The organism is Curtobacterium sp. RIT-PI-V, from assembly GCF_025642935.1.
Classification (GTDB): Bacteria; Actinomycetota; Actinomycetes; order Actinomycetales; family Microbacteriaceae; genus Curtobacterium.
In genome coordinates, this window is sequence record NZ_JANZKM010000001.1 from 322,749 (window position 1) to 337,765 (window position 15,017).

The 15,017-nt window shown below is 71.5% G+C and carries 14 protein-coding genes; 7 read left to right on the plus strand and 7 right to left on the minus strand.

Features of this window, described 5'->3' with window-relative positions:
- Positions 1-3: 3 nt before the first annotated feature.
- Positions 4-636: a GNAT family N-acetyltransferase gene (locus OGL88_RS01675; RefSeq protein WP_263089358.1), complete on the minus strand. Its 633-nt coding sequence runs from the start codon at positions 634-636 to the stop codon at positions 4-6.
- Positions 637-733: 97 nt separating this feature from the next.
- On the opposite strand from OGL88_RS01675, the gene OGL88_RS01680 reads away from it, so the two are divergent.
- Positions 734-1,339 (plus strand): hypothetical protein, encoded by a 606-nt coding sequence (locus tag OGL88_RS01680; RefSeq protein ID WP_263089359.1) that lies wholly within the window; start codon positions 734-736, stop codon positions 1,337-1,339.
- Between the two features lie 67 nt (positions 1,340-1,406).
- Positions 1,407-1,709: a DUF427 domain-containing protein gene (locus OGL88_RS01685; RefSeq protein WP_111083501.1), complete on the plus strand. Its 303-nt coding sequence runs from the start codon at positions 1,407-1,409 to the stop codon at positions 1,707-1,709.
- 18 nt (positions 1,710-1,727) lie between these two features.
- Here OGL88_RS01685 and OGL88_RS01690 read toward each other — a convergent pair whose 3' ends face one another.
- From OGL88_RS01690 to OGL88_RS01715, 6 genes are all read right to left on the minus strand, one after another.
- The gene (locus OGL88_RS01690; RefSeq protein ID WP_263089360.1) at positions 1,728-2,987 is read right to left on the minus strand and encodes an Nramp family divalent metal transporter; all 1,260 of its coding nucleotides are present in this window, start codon (positions 2,985-2,987) and stop codon (positions 1,728-1,730) included.
- A 451-nt stretch (positions 2,988-3,438) separates the two neighbouring features.
- Positions 3,439-4,134, minus strand: coding sequence for a CGNR zinc finger domain-containing protein (locus OGL88_RS01695; RefSeq protein WP_123311680.1), 696 nt, complete (start codon positions 4,132-4,134; stop codon positions 3,439-3,441).
- Between the two features lie 47 nt (positions 4,135-4,181).
- Entirely contained in the window at positions 4,182-4,673 is a 492-nt protein-coding gene (locus OGL88_RS01700; RefSeq protein ID WP_263089361.1) for a SprT-like domain-containing protein, read from the minus strand.
- Positions 4,670-5,500, minus strand: a complete 831-nt coding sequence (locus tag OGL88_RS01705; protein WP_263089362.1) for a hypothetical protein — start codon at positions 5,498-5,500, stop codon at positions 4,670-4,672. The genes OGL88_RS01700 and OGL88_RS01705 overlap by 4 nt, the downstream gene beginning before the upstream one ends.
- A gap of 125 nt (positions 5,501-5,625) precedes the next feature.
- A complete protein-coding gene (locus OGL88_RS01710) occupies positions 5,626-6,288 on the minus strand; it encodes a hypothetical protein (protein ID WP_263089363.1) in 663 nt (220 codons plus the stop codon).
- Positions 6,289-6,403: 115 nt separating this feature from the next.
- Positions 6,404-7,246, minus strand: coding sequence for a spermidine synthase (locus OGL88_RS01715; RefSeq protein WP_123339452.1), 843 nt, complete (start codon positions 7,244-7,246; stop codon positions 6,404-6,406).
- Between the two features lie 142 nt (positions 7,247-7,388).
- Between OGL88_RS01715 and OGL88_RS01720 the strand changes: the two genes are divergently transcribed.
- From OGL88_RS01720 to rpoB, 5 genes are all read left to right on the plus strand, one after another.
- Positions 7,389-7,976, plus strand: coding sequence for a hypothetical protein (locus OGL88_RS01720; RefSeq protein WP_263089364.1), 588 nt, complete (start codon positions 7,389-7,391; stop codon positions 7,974-7,976).
- A complete protein-coding gene (locus OGL88_RS01725; RefSeq protein WP_263089365.1) occupies positions 7,973-9,385 on the plus strand; it encodes a sensor histidine kinase in 1,413 nt (470 codons plus the stop codon). Before OGL88_RS01720 ends, OGL88_RS01725 begins: the two co-directional genes overlap by 4 nt.
- Positions 9,382-10,032, plus strand: a complete 651-nt coding sequence (locus OGL88_RS17955; RefSeq protein ID WP_263089366.1) for a response regulator transcription factor — start codon at positions 9,382-9,384, stop codon at positions 10,030-10,032. The genes OGL88_RS01725 and OGL88_RS17955 overlap by 4 nt, the downstream gene beginning before the upstream one ends.
- A 356-nt stretch (positions 10,033-10,388) precedes the next feature.
- A complete protein-coding gene (locus tag OGL88_RS01735; protein ID WP_263089367.1) occupies positions 10,389-11,000 on the plus strand; it encodes a hypothetical protein in 612 nt (203 codons plus the stop codon).
- A 492-nt stretch (positions 11,001-11,492) separates the two neighbouring features.
- Positions 11,493-14,981, plus strand: a complete 3,489-nt coding sequence (gene rpoB / locus OGL88_RS01740) for a DNA-directed RNA polymerase subunit beta (RefSeq protein WP_263055016.1) — start codon at positions 11,493-11,495, stop codon at positions 14,979-14,981.
- The last annotated feature ends 36 nt before the right edge of the window (positions 14,982-15,017 follow it).

Consider the following 15,017-nt stretch of genomic DNA (forward strand, 5'->3'; position numbering starts at 1 on the left):
CGGTCAGGCGTGCCGGGCGGACCGTCGGCGCGACCCCTCGGCGCGGTCGTGCCGCCGGAGCCGCTCGGCCAGGGACAGCCGGACCGCCGGCCACTCCGAGGCGATGATCGAGAACACCACGGTGTCGCGGAGCGTGCCGTCGCGACCGATCGAGTGGCTCCGCAGCACGCCGTCCTGCTTGGCGCCCAGACCGGCGATCGCGGCGCGGGACTGGTGGTTGTGCCAGTGCGTGCGGAACTCCACCGCGATGCACTGCCAGGCCTCGAACGCGTGGGACAGCATCAGCAGCTTCGCCTCGGTGTTGATGCCCGATCGTTGCGCCGACTTCGCCAGGAAGGTGCTGCCGATCTCGACGTGCCGGTTGCCCGGGTCGATGTTCATGAAGGTCGTCGAACCCACGACGCGGCCGGTCGGACGGTCACGCACCGCGAAGGGCACCATGCGGCCGGCCTCGTGCTCGGCGAGGCGGCGGTCGATCTCGTCCTCGACCTGGGCCGGCGCGGGCACCGAGGTGTACCAGGTGCGCCACAGATCGCCGTCGGTCACCGCTGCCCGCAGGTCGTCCGCGTGCTCCTGCGACAGGGGCTCGAGCGTCACACGGTCGCCGGTCAGGGTGGGCGCGGGGGCGATCTCCATGGAAGTGCATCCTACGGTCGTCGACCATGGTGGAGCCTGTCGGGACGGCCACCCTGTGGAGAGGGACAGCATCGTCCGGGCGGCTATCGTGACGGACGTGGCAGAACGCACCCAGGAGCAGTACCAGGTCCGGTTCGCGTGGGGCGCCGGTGGTGCGGCACGCATCGTCCACGGCGCACACCTCGTCGTCTGGGTGGACGTCCTGCCGGCCTCGCCGGACGCGGCGGCGCAGCGCCGCGCGTTGCGGAACGCGACCGCCCAGCTGCCGGACGGTCCGGAGGTCGTGCTCGGCCACCTCGGCAACGCGAGTGCGATCGCCGAACGGGTGACGGGCCTCCAGGCCGATCGCGGCGACCGGTGCGTCGTCGCGGTCGTCGCCGCCGGACTGCACCATCCCGGAGCGCTGGACGACGCGGCCGAGGCCGCGGGCGAGACCGTCGACGTGCCCGACGCACCGGACTTCGCCGTCGAGGACCTGCTCGCCGCCGGCGCCGTCGTCGACGCACTCGCCGCGGTCGGGATCGACCACACCTCGCCGGAGGCCGCCGCGGCCTGCGCGGCGTACACCGGGCTCCGGCGCGCGGTGAAGCACCTGGTCACGGCGTCCGAGAGCGCGGCCGTCCTCGGTCGCGAGCAGTCGCACGCGGCGCTCGCCGTCGGACCGGACCTCGTCGTCCTGCGGGAATCGCGGGGCCGGGCGTAGCGTTCGGGCGGACAGGGACCGGAGCGCCGTCCAGGCCGTCCGGCACCAGCGAGCGAAGGAGCAACGCATGAAGGCAGTCGTCGGCGACACGGTGATCGCGGAGGCCCCCGAAGAGGACCTCATCAAGATCGAGGGCAACTGGTACTTCCCGCCGTCGAGCGTGAAGTCCGAGCTGTTCACCGAGAGCCCCACCCAGTACCACTGCCCGTGGAAGGGCGACACCCAGTACTTCACGGTGAACGTCGACGGACAGGCGCTGCAGGACCGCGCGTGGTCCTACCCGACGCCGATCCCGTCGTCGTTCGACCGCGTCGGCAAGGACTACTCGGGCTACGTCGCGTTCTGGAAGGACGTCACGGTCGTCGAGTGACGACCGACGTCATGGCGCTCACTGCGTCACCGTCAGCACGATCAGCGCGACGTTGAGCGCCACGATGACCGCCGCGATCACCCACGCCACCACGCGGGTGGTCGCGGCGTTCACGTCCGTGCCCATGATGCTGCGGCGCGACGTGTAGACGACCAGCGGGATGATCGCGAACGCGATCCCGAAGCTCAGCACCACCTGGCTCACCACCAGCAGCATCGTCGCGTCGGCACCGATCGCGAGCAGCACGATCGCCGGCACCAGGGTGATCACGCGCCGCGCCACGAGCGGGATCCGGACGTGCAGCAACCCCTTCATGATCTCGGCGCCGGCCATGCAGCCGACCGAGGTCGAGGCCAGTCCGGACGCCAGCAGCCCCACCGCGAACAGCACTCCGACGACGGGCCCGACGTGGTCGGCGATCGCCCGCTGGGCACCGGGGATCGAGTCGGTGCCGGCGACGCCGGGCAGCGTCGCCGCGGCGAGGACGAGCATGCAGATGTTGACGCCGCCGGCGACGACGAGCGCGAGACCGACGTCCCACCGGGTCGCGACGAGCACGCGGCGGCGCTCGGGGCCGGCGGGCACGTCGCCGTGCCGGTCGCGGGCGAGCGCCGAGTGCAGGTAGACCGCGTGCGGCATGACCGTCGCACCGAGCATCGACGCCGCGAGCATCACCGACTCGGAGCCCTCGAACCGCGGCACCAGGCCGCTGACGAGCTCGGCGGGGGAGACCCGCGCGAAGAGCAGTCCGGCGCAGAACCCGACGGTCAGGATCGCGAGCATCGCCGTGACGACGGCCTCGAAGGTGCGGGTCCCGCGGCGGCTGTGCAGGGTCAGCAGGAGCATCGAGACCACGCCCGTGATGAGCCCGCCAGCGACGAGCGGCAGGCCGAAGAGCAGGTGCAGGGCGAGTGCGCCGCCGATCACCTCGGCGATGTCGGTCGCGGCCGCGACGATCTCGGCCTGCCCCCAGAACAGCAGTCTCGGGGTGCGACGCATCCGCAGGCCGAGGTGCTCCGGCAGGGACTTGCCCGTGACGACGCCGAGCTTGGCGGACAGGTACTGCACGACCACGGCGCTGGCGTTCGCGGCGACCAGGACCCAGAGCAGCAGGTAGCCGTACTTCGCACCGGCGGTGAGGTTGGCGGCGACGTTGCCGGGGTCGACGTAGGCGATGGCCGCGACGAACGCCGGGCCGAGCAGGGTCAGGCTCGTGGCGCGGCGGCGCGGCGTACCGGAGGGCTGCTCGGTGGTCCTGGCGGCGGCGGTGTCGGTCACGGGACCAGCATGCCAGAGAATTCGGCATGCCGAATCTTTATCTTCGATACGGCGTTGCGCTGGCCGGTCGCCACTTGCGCGTGAGTGTGTCGGGTGGTCACAACTCATCGCTTGCCTTACGTCGGCTGGTCGCAATCTGTCGGCTGCGCCGCTGTCGGGCGACGGTTGGTGACCGCTCGGCGGTGGTGAGCGGGGTGTCGTGACCGCTCGCGAAGGGTGGACGGGAGGCCCGTGGCGGCGCGGCCACGCGCCTCCTGTGCGGTCGGGTGGTCACGACTCGTCGTTTGCTTCTCGTCGGCTGGTCGCAATCTGTCGGCTGCGCCGCTGTCGGGCGACGGTTGGTGACCGCTCGGCGGTGGTGAGCGGGGTGTCGTGACCGCTCGCGAAGGGTGGACGGGAGGCCCGTGGCGGCGCGGCCACCAGAGGTGGTCACGCCGTGCTCACTCCGCGGTCAGGCCGCCGCGCGCCGAGCGCGGTGCGCACGGACCTTGGCGCGGTTCCCGCAGCGCTGCATCGAGCACCAGCGACGCGTCCCGCCCCGCGAGGAGTCGTAGAAGACCAGCGCGCAGTCGTCCGCCGAGCAGCGGCTCAGACGCGTCGGCCGGCCGTCGGCCTCGACGTCGTCGAAGCCGACCTCGGTGAACAGCGCGACGGCGTCGCGCGCGACGCTGGACAGCGCCTGGGCCAGTCGGACGCGGTTGGCTCCGGCACGACGTCGGCCACCCGGGAGGCTCGGGGGCACGTCCGGCAGGGCGGCGAACAGGTTGACGGTGTCGATGTCGTCGGGCGCGGGGCGCGTGCGGCCGGTCCCGGCACGCAGGCCCGCCGCGACGGCGGTGCGCTCGGCCGCGGTGGTCGCCGGGCCGGGGGCCGCGGCGACGGCCAGGCGGGCGATCGCCGCGCGGAGCGCGCGGGCGTCCTGGAGCTCGCGCGCACTCGCCCCGACGTCGATCGGCTCGGTGTGGTCGCTGAGCCACTCGTCCAGGTCCGCCGGGCTCGCGAGCAGCTCACCGAGTTGCGATCGGGGACGCCGGCCGTCCGGGTCGTCGGCGAACCCACCCGTGTGCGCGAAGTCCAGGGCGATCCGACCGGCGTCGAAGAACCAGGTGGATCCGGCGTCCGTGCGGATGTGCTGCCCCGTGTGCATCCGTCCAGGCTAACGGGTTACCGGCGCGCCTCCGAGCGCGGACGGACTCATGCGGTAGTCGAGGCCACCGTCGACGGGGTGTCAGCGTCGCTCCGGCGCCGCCAGACGATGGCGTTGCGCGCGTCGAACCGGCGGGAGCACCGCGCACAGGCGAGCTGGCGGGTGGGCGTTCGGTACCGGAAGTGCTCGTGTCCGGCGGGACAGGTCCCGATCCACGGTGCGAGTTCGCTGGCGATCGGGCCGTCGTGCAGCCGCGACCCCGTGTACCCGATGGCGGCCGCGGTCCGCTTCCACTTCGGGCCGTGGCCCGCACGTGCCCCGGCGAGGGCGTGGGCGACCTCGTGCAGCAGGACCTGCTCGACGTCGTCGTCCGAGAACCGCGCGGCCAGGTGTCGGCTGACGGTGATGCGTTTCCGGGCGAAGTCGCACTGTCCCGCGCGGGTCTTCGCGTGGTCGAAGCCGAAGGCCCACGAACCAGCGCCGAGGTGCTCGGTGATGAGTGCCTCGGCCCGGGAGCGGACCGTCTCGAGTGCGGTCACTGGTCGGCGCGGGGGTCGGCCTGGCCCTTCTTGGCTGCTCGTGCGGCGATCCGGCCCCAGATGTCGTCGGCCTCGGTCCGCGCGGCGTCCGGCGCACCGAGCACCCGGCGGCGGATCGGCGGCACCTGCTTGACCGGCTCGGCGACGCGCATCGTCGGTTCGTCGTCCTCGGCGCGGCGGGCGGCGACCTCGCGGGCCGTCCGCGGCTTGTCGGCGGGCGCGGCGGGGTGCGTGATCGATGCGCGCATGGCCGCCTCGACCGCGGTGCGCAGGGCGTCGGTGCGCTCGGACGGGGCTCCGGCCTGGCGGAACGCCTGGTAGGCGCGGGACAGCGCGGCGCGCGCCTCGTCAAAGCGGTCGTTCTCGAACAGCGACCACCCCTCGATCTCGGCGGCCGCGCCCTCGAGCTCCGGCCACTCCTCGGTCGCCGCGGTGTCGCGGGCCAGGGCGGCCTCGGTCGCGGCACGGTCGTGCCGACCGAGGTCGTGCAGGATGTGTGCGCGCCGGATCCGGGCAGCGACCTTGTCCTGGCGTTCGCCCGTGAACATCGCGAGGCGGAAGACCTCCTCCGCGACGACGAGTGACTCGTCGAGGCGGCCGAGCAGGCGGAGGAGCTCGGCGCGTTCCGCGAGCGCCTCGGTGCTGCGGCTCTGACCGAGGTCACGCAGACGCTGGTGCACGGCGTCGACGTCGACCGCCGGCCGCAGGCTGATGGGCGCGAAGGTGCTGCCCGGGCTGACCCCGGCCGTCACGGGAGCCGCGTGGCGCGGTTCACGGGACTGGTCGGACGGGTCGGGCTGCTGGCGGTCGTCGGGCGGGAGGGACATCGGTTCGAGGGTAGCCGCGCTCTGCCGGGAGCGGCCGGTGCGACGCGCTCGGGCTTCGCGTCGGTGGACGCGGAACGGCCCGCCGTGCCGGAGCACGACGGGCCGTTCCGGACCGGTTCAGCGGGTCAGGACATCCCACTCGCCGCAACCGCAGCGACGCCGACCGCGACGACGAAGACGATGAGCGCGACGACGGCGAGGACGATCGCGAAGACGCCCCAACCGCGGCCACGCTTGGTGACGGCAGCGATGATGCCCTGCACGATCGCCCACAGCCCGAGCGCCGTGCCCAGGTAGAACATGAGGGACCCGGTGATGACGTTCGACGAGGTCATCAGCTCGGTGATCTGCGCATCGCTCGGCGTCGCCCCGCTGTTCTGCATCGATTCGCGGAAGGCGTCGGAAGCGCCGAACGACTGCCCGAACAGGTACCCGCCGATGGCTCCAACGACCAGGGCAGCGAGGCCGACCACGAACGCGATGACGCCGACGGTCTTCTTCTTGGCCTTCGGCTCCTCGTAGCTCTGCCACGCGGGGGAGCCGGAGCTCGCGGGCGCCGCGGCGTACGGCTGCTGGCCGTACTGCTGCTGGCCGTACTGGTTCTGCTGCTGCCCGTACTGGTCCTGCTGCTCGCCGTACTGCGGGGCGGACTGCCCGTACTGCGGCGTCGGGTCGCTCCGCTCGCCGTACCGCGGTGTGTCGGCGGCGGGCTGCTGCGGGGCCCCGCCCCAGCTCGGCGCCTGGCCGTCGCCCGTCCGGTCCTGGTTGCTCCGGTCGTCGTTCGTCATCAGGGGATCCCATCGCTCGGTCGCGCACCTGCGCGGTCGTTCAGACCATCCTGACAGCCGCACCCGCCGAGTGCCCGGGAACGGCCCCGCGCGCCGCCCCGTCGTCGTCGCGGGGTCAGGCGCCGAACACGCTCCGGTTCGGCTCCGGTGACGCCACGGCCGTCGCGTCGGTGACGATCGGCGCCCCGGCGATGAACGCCCGCAACTCGGCCCCGTGGACCACCTTCGCCGGCATCGGGTCCGACGAGTACCGCCGCGGCATCTCGGCGATCGGCAGGTCGGTCGGCGAGCCGAGCAGCACGATGTTCCCGAACCGCCGCCCCTTGAGCATGCCGGTGTCCGCCACCGCTGCCACCGACGGCAGCACGGCCTGCAGCGTCGACGCCTGCCCCCGCGCGAACGCGAGGCCCGCGCCGTCGGCCACGTTCACGGCGACGATGCCGGTCGGTGACAGGAACGCGGCGACCTCGCGGTAGAACTCGATGCTCGTCACGTGCGCCGGGATCTGCGACCCGCCGAAGACGTCCACCACCGCCAGGTCCACCGTTCCGCGCAGCCCGGAGGGGAGCTTGCCGAGCACCTCGCGCGCGTCGCCGTACCGCACCCGGATCGACGCACCGCGGGGGAACGGCAGGACCTCGCGGACGTGGTCCACCAGGTCGCGCTCGAGCTCGATGACCTGCTGGCGGGAGCCCGGCCGGGTCACCGCGACGTACCGGGGGAGCGTCAGGGCGCCGGCGCCGAGGTGCAGCGCCGTGACCGGGCCGGACGGCAGCAGGTCGATGGCGTGGCCGATCCGCCGGATGTACTCGAACGCCAGGTGGGTCGGGTCCTCGAGGTCGACGTGCGACTGCGGCGTGCCGTCCACCACGAGCGTGAAGGACCCGGGGCGGTGCCGGTCCGGCTCGACCACCGAGTACCCCGCACCGATCCGGAACCCGTCGAACGCATCAGCCATGCCGTCAATCGAACACCACCCGACCGGTACCGCGATCACCACCCGGGCCCCCACCCCTGGTTGGTGTGCCCGCGGACCCGCCGGAACGAGTCTGGATCCATCGGTCGGGAACGTCCCGCCGGGTCACCTCGAAAGGCACACCATGTCGGTCCAGCTCCTCGTCAACGTCCTGATCGGCGTCGCACTCGTCGGCTTCCTCGGGTACCGCCAGGCCACCTGGCAGTACCTCGACCCGGCGCGCATCTGGCGCACGCCGATGATCATGGCGATCGTCGGCGTGGTGGTCCTGGCGCAGTCGGGGGCGACGATCACCACGACCGACGTCGTGTTCCTCGGCATCGAGGCCCTGATCACGATCGGCGTGGGCCTGACGATGGGCACCATCACCCGGTTCCGTACCGCCGCCACCCCGGACAGCAAGGGTCGGACGATCCAGTCCCGCACGGGGTGGCTCGGGGCGTCGCTCTGGATCGTGCTCATCGCCGTGCGCGTCGGCCTCGACGTCCTCGGCGGCCACCTCGGTGCGCACCTGCTCACCTCGACCGGCGCGATCCTGCTCGTGCTCGCCCTGAACCGCGCCGCACGCGCCGTGGTCATCGACCAGCGCATCCCTCGCGGGCACGGCGGAGACCGAAGCGACCGCGGAGACCGGAGCGACCGCGGAGACCGGAGCGACCGCGGAGACCGGACCGCCAGCGGCCGCGCCACCCGCGGCATGATGGTCCGGTGACCCTGCTGAGCGGACAGGACCCGACCGACCTCCCCGGGGGTCGGTCCCGTTCGGCAACCGCCTGGGGACTCAACGCCCTCGGCATCGTGATCGTCGGGTTCTGGTTCGTGAAGAACGGACTCGAGCTGCAGCCCCCCGCGTGGGTGTGGGTGCTCGGTGCGGTGGCGCTCGCCGCGTGGGCACTCCGTGAGTCCGGCCGGACGCCGCAGCTGCTCGTCGTCGCGGGCGCGGTGATGATCGTCGCCGGTTCCCTGACCGTGGTGGTGACCGACTCGCTCATGATCGTCCCCGTGATCGTCGGGATCGTCCTGCTCGGCGCGAACCTCCGGGTGCCGGTCTGGGTCGCAGCGGTCACCGCGGTGGGGGCGGTGGTGGTCATCGCCGTCTGCGCCACGATCGAGCACGCCTCGGTCCAGTTCGTCCTGGGCACGAGCGGCGGGTTGCTGCTCGGCGTGCTCATCGGGTTCAGCCGCCGGCAGTTCCGGGTCGCGGCGCAGCGTGCGCGGCAGGCCGAGCGGGACCAGCAGCGGGCACAGCTCCTCGCCGACCGGTCCCGGGCCTCGCGGGACATCCACGACGTGCTCGCGCACTCGCTCGGCGGTCTCGTGCTGCAGCTCGACGCGGTCGAGGCCCTGCTCGAGGCCGGCCGGGTCGACGACGCGACGAAGCGTGCCGGCGAGGCCAGGACCCTGGCGGCGGACGGCCTTGCCGAGGCCCGCCGAGCCGTGCACGCCCTCCGCGACGACGCGGACGCCGAGCCCGATGCCGCCCCGGACCGCACGACCGCCCCGGACACGACGACCGCCCCGGACCGCACGACCGCCCCGGACCGTGCGACCGCCCCGGACCCGGCCACGGCGCTGCAGCCGGCCACGCGGACCGACGGAGCCGACGTGCCGGACGCGAGCCGGGCCTCCCGGTCGTCCGCCGGCCACGTACCGGACCGTACCGACCACACGAACCGCACCGACCACACGAACCGTACCGACCACACGAACCGCACCGACCACACGAACCGCACCGACCTGACCGACCTGACCGCCCTGGTCGACGCCCACCGCTCGTTCGGCGGCACCATCGTGGTGCAGGGCGACGCGACCCTGGCCGCACTCGACGAGGCGCACCGCGCCGCCGCCGTCCAGGTCGTCCGCGAGGCCCTCAGCAACGCCCGCAGGCACGCCCCCGGCCGACCCGTGTCGCTGTCCGTCATCCGCGACGGCGACGCCGTGGACGTCGTCGTGGCCAACCCGCTCACCGGCGGCGGCCAGGGCCTGCTCGGGATGCGCGAGCGCGTCGAGGAGCTCGGCAGCGGCGCGACGGTCGAGGCCGAGCGGTCCGACGACGAGTTCGTCGTCGCGCTGCACCTGCCGGTGGACGCCGTGGTCACCACCGAGGGGGACGCCTCGTGACCATCCGTGTCCTCGTCGTCGACGACCAGGCGATCGTCCGCGACGGCCTGGTGACGGTGCTGTCGCTCGTGCCGGACCTGCAGGTGACGGGTGAGGCCGCCGACGGCGCCGCGGCGATCGCGGCGGTGGACGGTGACGCCCCCGACGTCGTGCTGATGGACCTGCGCATGCCCGGTACCGACGGACCGACGGCGACCGCGCGCATCGTGGCCGACCACCCGCAGGTGGCGGTGCTCGTGCTGACGACCTACGCAGACGACGAGTCGATCGTGACCGCGCTCCGGGCGGGCGCCCGCGGCTACCTGACGAAGGACGCCGGACGGACCGAGATCGCGACGGCGATCCGGGCGGTCGCGTCGGGGCAGTCGACGTTCGACGCGACGGTGGGGGCGCGGCTGGTGGCGCAGCTCGCCGGCGGCGGGGCGACGGCGTCCGTGCCCGCTGTGCCGGCGCTGCGTGAGCGGTTCCCGGACCTCACCCCGCGCGAGGCGGACGTGCTCGAGCACATCGCGGCGGGCCGGACGAACCCGCAGATCGCGGCGGAGTTGTTCCTGACGGTGCCGACGGTGAAGTCGTACGTGAACCAGGTGTTCGCGAAGCTCGGGGTCGCCACACGCGCCGAGGCGGTCGCGCGCGTCCTGCGCTGACGCCACCGGGCGCGGCTCGCGCTGACGCGGCCGCGCGCGTCTCGCGCTGACCGGCCCCGCCCGGCACATGAATGCGTACACATGGACGGCCAGCGGACGCCAAGACTCATTCCGTACTGTTCATCCGGTCGTCACGCGGGACCGCGTCGATGCGTGCAGTGCCCCACACCTCGCGCGTCCGTCCTCCCGACGTGACCACGACGTGCCGTCGAGCGCCCCCACCGCGCGAGCGTGCGCGCCGTCGGCGCGCGTCCGCGTGCCCCTTCCGGTCACCCGCGCGCGCTGGCCGTGATCACATCGCATCCGTCATGTAAAATACGGGATGCAACACTCCGCCGAGCCGCAGGAGACCCGACATGACCGCCGACACGATGAGCGTGCCCACCGCACGCCTGGCCGCACCGACGGCACGCGCCACCGTGCGCACGACCGCGAGCCGGTCGATCCGGGTGCCCCGCGCCTCCCGTCCAGCCCACGCCGACCACGAGACGGCGCCCACCTGGATGCGTGTCGTCGGTGCGGTCCTGCTCCTCGGCGGGCTCGGCCTGACCGCCGCGGTGACCGCATGGCCCGGCGACGCGCCGGAGACCGCGCTCATCGTGCCGGCGCTGGTCGCCGTCGTGGCGGGCGTGCTCCTGTTGCTCGCGCGAGCCGGGTTCGCCGTCACCGACACGCACGTCACCCTGCACTTCCGGCCGCTGCCGCCACGGCGCATCGCGCGTCAGCGCATCACCGGCGTCCGACTCGTCGAGGCGGACGCCCGCACCTACGGCGGCGTCGGCCTGCGGATCGGTCGCGGCGTGCGCGCACTGATCCTCACCCCCGGACTCGGGATCGAGCTCACCGACGACCGCGGCCGCGTCACCTTCGTGCGCACCCGCCGGCCCGAAGACGCCTTGCGTGCGCTGGCGGGACGGCAGGTCCGGCCGGGAGGCTCGGGGCACGTCGAGCGCGAGCGCCTCGGCTGAGCGCACGGCCGGGTCCACTGCGCGGGCCGGGTGCGCAGGCCCGTTGCGGGCCGTCGCGGGCCGGGCGCCGGCCGTCGCGGGCCGGGCGCGGGCCGTCGCGGGCCGGGCGCGGGCCGGGCGCGGGCCGGGAATTCTGCGGGCACGCGGCGGCTTATACACGCCACTGCCGAATCTGGTCAAGCCAGGACTGGACAGCACGACTCGGCGCGAACTATGATGGCAGTTCGCGCTCCCTGGCATCCGTGTCGTCATATTGCGGTCGACGCAGAGTTCTGAGTTGGACAAGCTCAACTCGCCCTGGTGCAGCCGGACCCGTATATGGCGGCGGGTCCCGCTCACGGAGATCATCCCACACGTGCACCGACGTTCCGCGTCAGGCACGCGTCGGCGTGGTCGCAGGGCATGAACTCGCGGGGATCGCCGAGCGATCATCTACTCACCTACATGCTGCTCGTCAGTATCGGCCCGACGGGGCCTACGGAGGTCACACCCTTGGCTGCTGCGCCCAACGCATCCACCAACCCCAAGAACGGTCGCAACCACTCGCGACTCTCGTTCGCCAAGATCACGGACACCCTCACGGTTCCTGATCTGCTCGCACTCCAGACGGAGAGCTTCGACTGGCTCGTCGGCAACGACGTCTGGAAGGCCCGTCTCGCAGAGGGACAGGAGCAGGGTCGCACCGACCTCGCCCTGCACTCCGGGTTGGAGGAGATCTTCGAGGAGATCTCCCCGATCGAGGACCTCGGCGAGACCATGCAGCTCTCGTTCACGGCGCCCGAGCTCGAGGACCCCAAGTACTCGATCGACGACTGCAAGGAGCGCGGCAAGACCTACGCCGCTCCGCTGTACGTCAACGCCGAGTTCATGAACCACATGACGGGTGAGATCAAGACGCAGACGGTCTTCATGGGCGACTTCCCGCTCATGACCGAACGCGGCACGTTCATCATCAACGGCACCGAGCGCGTCGTCGTGTCGCAGCTCGTCCGTTCGCCCGGCGTGTACTTCGAGCGCCAGCAGGAGAAGACGTCCGACAAGGACATCTACTCCGCTCGCGTCATCCCCTCGCGTGGTGCGTGGCTCGAGTTCGAGATCGACAAGCGCGACCAGGTGGGCGTGCGCATCGACCGCAAGCGCAAGCAGTCGGTCACGGTCTTCCTCAAGGCGCTGGGTCTGACCAGCGAGGAGATCATGGAGGAGTTCCAGGGCTTCGCCTCGATCGAGTCGACCCTCGAGAAGGACGCCATCCTCACGAAGGAAGAGGCGCTCAAGGACATCTACCGCAAGCTGCGCCCGGGCGAGCAGGTCGCTGCCGAGGCCGCGCGTGCGCTGCTCGACAACTTCTACTTCAACTCGAAGCGTTACGACCTGGCGAAGGTGGGCCGTTACAAGGTCAACCGCAAGCTCGGGATCGACGCCCCGCTGTCCGACTCGGTGCTGACCGTCAAGGACATCGTCGCGACGATCAAGTACCTCGTGTCCCTGCACGCCGAGAAGACCACGCTGAACGGCGTGCGTGACGGCGAGCCGGTGCAGCTGCGCCTCGACGTGGACGACATCGACCACTTCGGCAACCGTCGCATCCGCGCCGTCGGCGAGCTCATCCAGAACCAGGTCCGCACGGGTCTGTCCCGCATGGAGCGCGTCGTCCGCGAGCGCATGACCACGCAGGACATCGAGGCGATCACGCCCCAGACGCTCATCAACGTGCGCCCGGTCGTCGCCGCGATCAAGGAGTTCTTCGGAACGTCCCAGCTGTCGCAGTTCATGGACCAGAACAACCCGCTCGCGGGCCTGACGCACAAGCGTCGTCTCTCGGCCCTCGGCCCGGGTGGTCTGTCCCGTGAGCGTGCCGGCGTCGAGGTCCGTGACGTCCACCCGTCGCACTACGGCCGCATGTGCCCGATCGAGACCCCGGAAGGCCCGAACATCGGCCTGATCGGCTCGCTCGCGTCGTTCGGTCGGATCAACTCGTTCGGCTTCATCGAGACCCCGTACCGTCGCGTCGTGGGCGGCGAGGTCACGAAGACCATCGACTACCTGACCGCCTCGGAAGAGGACGAGTTCGTCGTCGCGCAGGCCAACGCCCCGCTGACCGACTCGTTCCACTTCGCCGACGACAAGGTCCTCGTCCGCAAGAAGGGTGGCGAGGTCGAACTCGTCGCCAAGGGCGAGGTCGACTACATGGACGTCTCGCCGCGCCAGATGGTGTCGGTCGCGACGTCGCTCATCCCGTTCCTCGAGCACGACGACGCGAACCGCGCCCTCATGGGTGCGAACATGCAGCGTCAGGCCGTCCCGCTGCTCCGTTCCGAGTCGCCGCTCGTCGGCACCGGCATGGAGGGCTACACCGCGATCGACGCCGGTGACGTCGTCACCGCCGACAAGGCCGGTGTCGTCTCCGAGGTCTCGGCCGACGCCGTGACCCTGCAGCTCGACGAGGGTGGCACGCAGACCTTCTACCTGCGCAAGTTCGACCGCTCCAACCAGGGCACGAGCTACAACCACCGCGTGGTCGTCTCGGCCGGCGAGCGTGTGGAGCAGGGCGAGGTCATCGCCGACGGTCCCGCGACGGAGAACGGCGAGCTCGCGCTCGGCAAGAACCTCCTCGTCGCGTTCATGCCGTGGGAGGGCTACAACTACGAGGACGCGATGATCCTGTCGCAGAACCTCATCAAGGACGACACGCTCTCCTCGATCCACATCGAGGAGTACGAGGTCGACGCCCGCGACACGAAGCTCGGCAAGGAGGAGATCACCCGTGACCTCCCCAACGTCAGCCCGGACCTGCTGGCCGACCTCGACGAGCGCGGCATCATCCGTATCGGTGCCGAGGTCCGCCCCGGCGACATCCTGGTCGGCAAGGTCACGCCGAAGGGCGAGACCGAGCTCTCCGCTGAAGAGCGCCTCCTCCGCGCCATCTTCAACGAGAAGTCGCGCGAAGTCCGCGACACCTCGCTGAAGGTGCCCCACGGTGAAGAGGGCACGATCATCGGCGTCAAGGTGTTCGACTCGCAGGACGGCGACGACGAACTCGGCTCTGGTGTCAACCAGCGCGTGGTCGTCTACATCGCCCAGAAGCGCAAGATCACCGCGGGTGACAAGCTCGCCGGTCGTCACGGCAACAAGGGCGTCATCTCGACCATCCTCCCGGTCGAGGACATGCCCTTCCTCGCCGACGGCACCCCGGTCGACATCGTCCTGAACCCGCTCGGCGTCCCCGGCCGCATGAACTTCGGCCAGGTCCTCGAGATCCACCTCGGTTGGCTCGCCAAGCAGGGCTGGAACGTCGAGGGCATCCAGGAGTGGGCATCGGCCCTCCCCGAGGCAGCGCACAGCGCCGCTCCGGGCACGAAGGTCGCCACCCCGGTGTTCGACGGTGCGTACGAGCGCGAGATCGAGGGCCTCCTCGACTCGACCCTCCCGAACCGCGACGGCGAGCGCCTGATCGGCTCGTCCGGCAAGGCGCAGCTCTTCGACGGACGCTCCGGCGAGCCGTTCCCCGAGCCCGTCTCGGTCGGCTACATGTACATCCTCAAGCTGCACCACCTGGTCGACGACAAGATCCACGCTCGTTCGACGGGGCCGTACTCGATGATCACGCAGCAGCCGCTGGGTGGTAAGGCGCAGTTCGGTGGCCAGCGATTCGGTGAGATGGAGGTGTGGGCGCTCGAGGCGTACGGCGCCGCCTACGCCCTCCAGGAGCTCCTGACGATCAAGTCCGACGACATCCTCGGCCGCGTGAAGGTCTACGAGGCGATCGTCAAGGGCGAGAACATCCAGGAACCCGGCATCCCCGAGTCCTTCAAGGTCCTCATGAAGGAGATGCAGTCGCTCTGCCTGAACGTCGAGGTCCTCTCGGCCGACGGCCAGGCGGTCAGCCTGCGCGACAACGATGACGAGGTCTTCCGCGCTGCGGAGGAGCTGGGCATCAACATCTCCTCGCGGTTCGAGTCGTCGTCCGTCGACGACATCTGATCCCGCCCGTACATCGAAGCCTGAATCAAGCAAGAG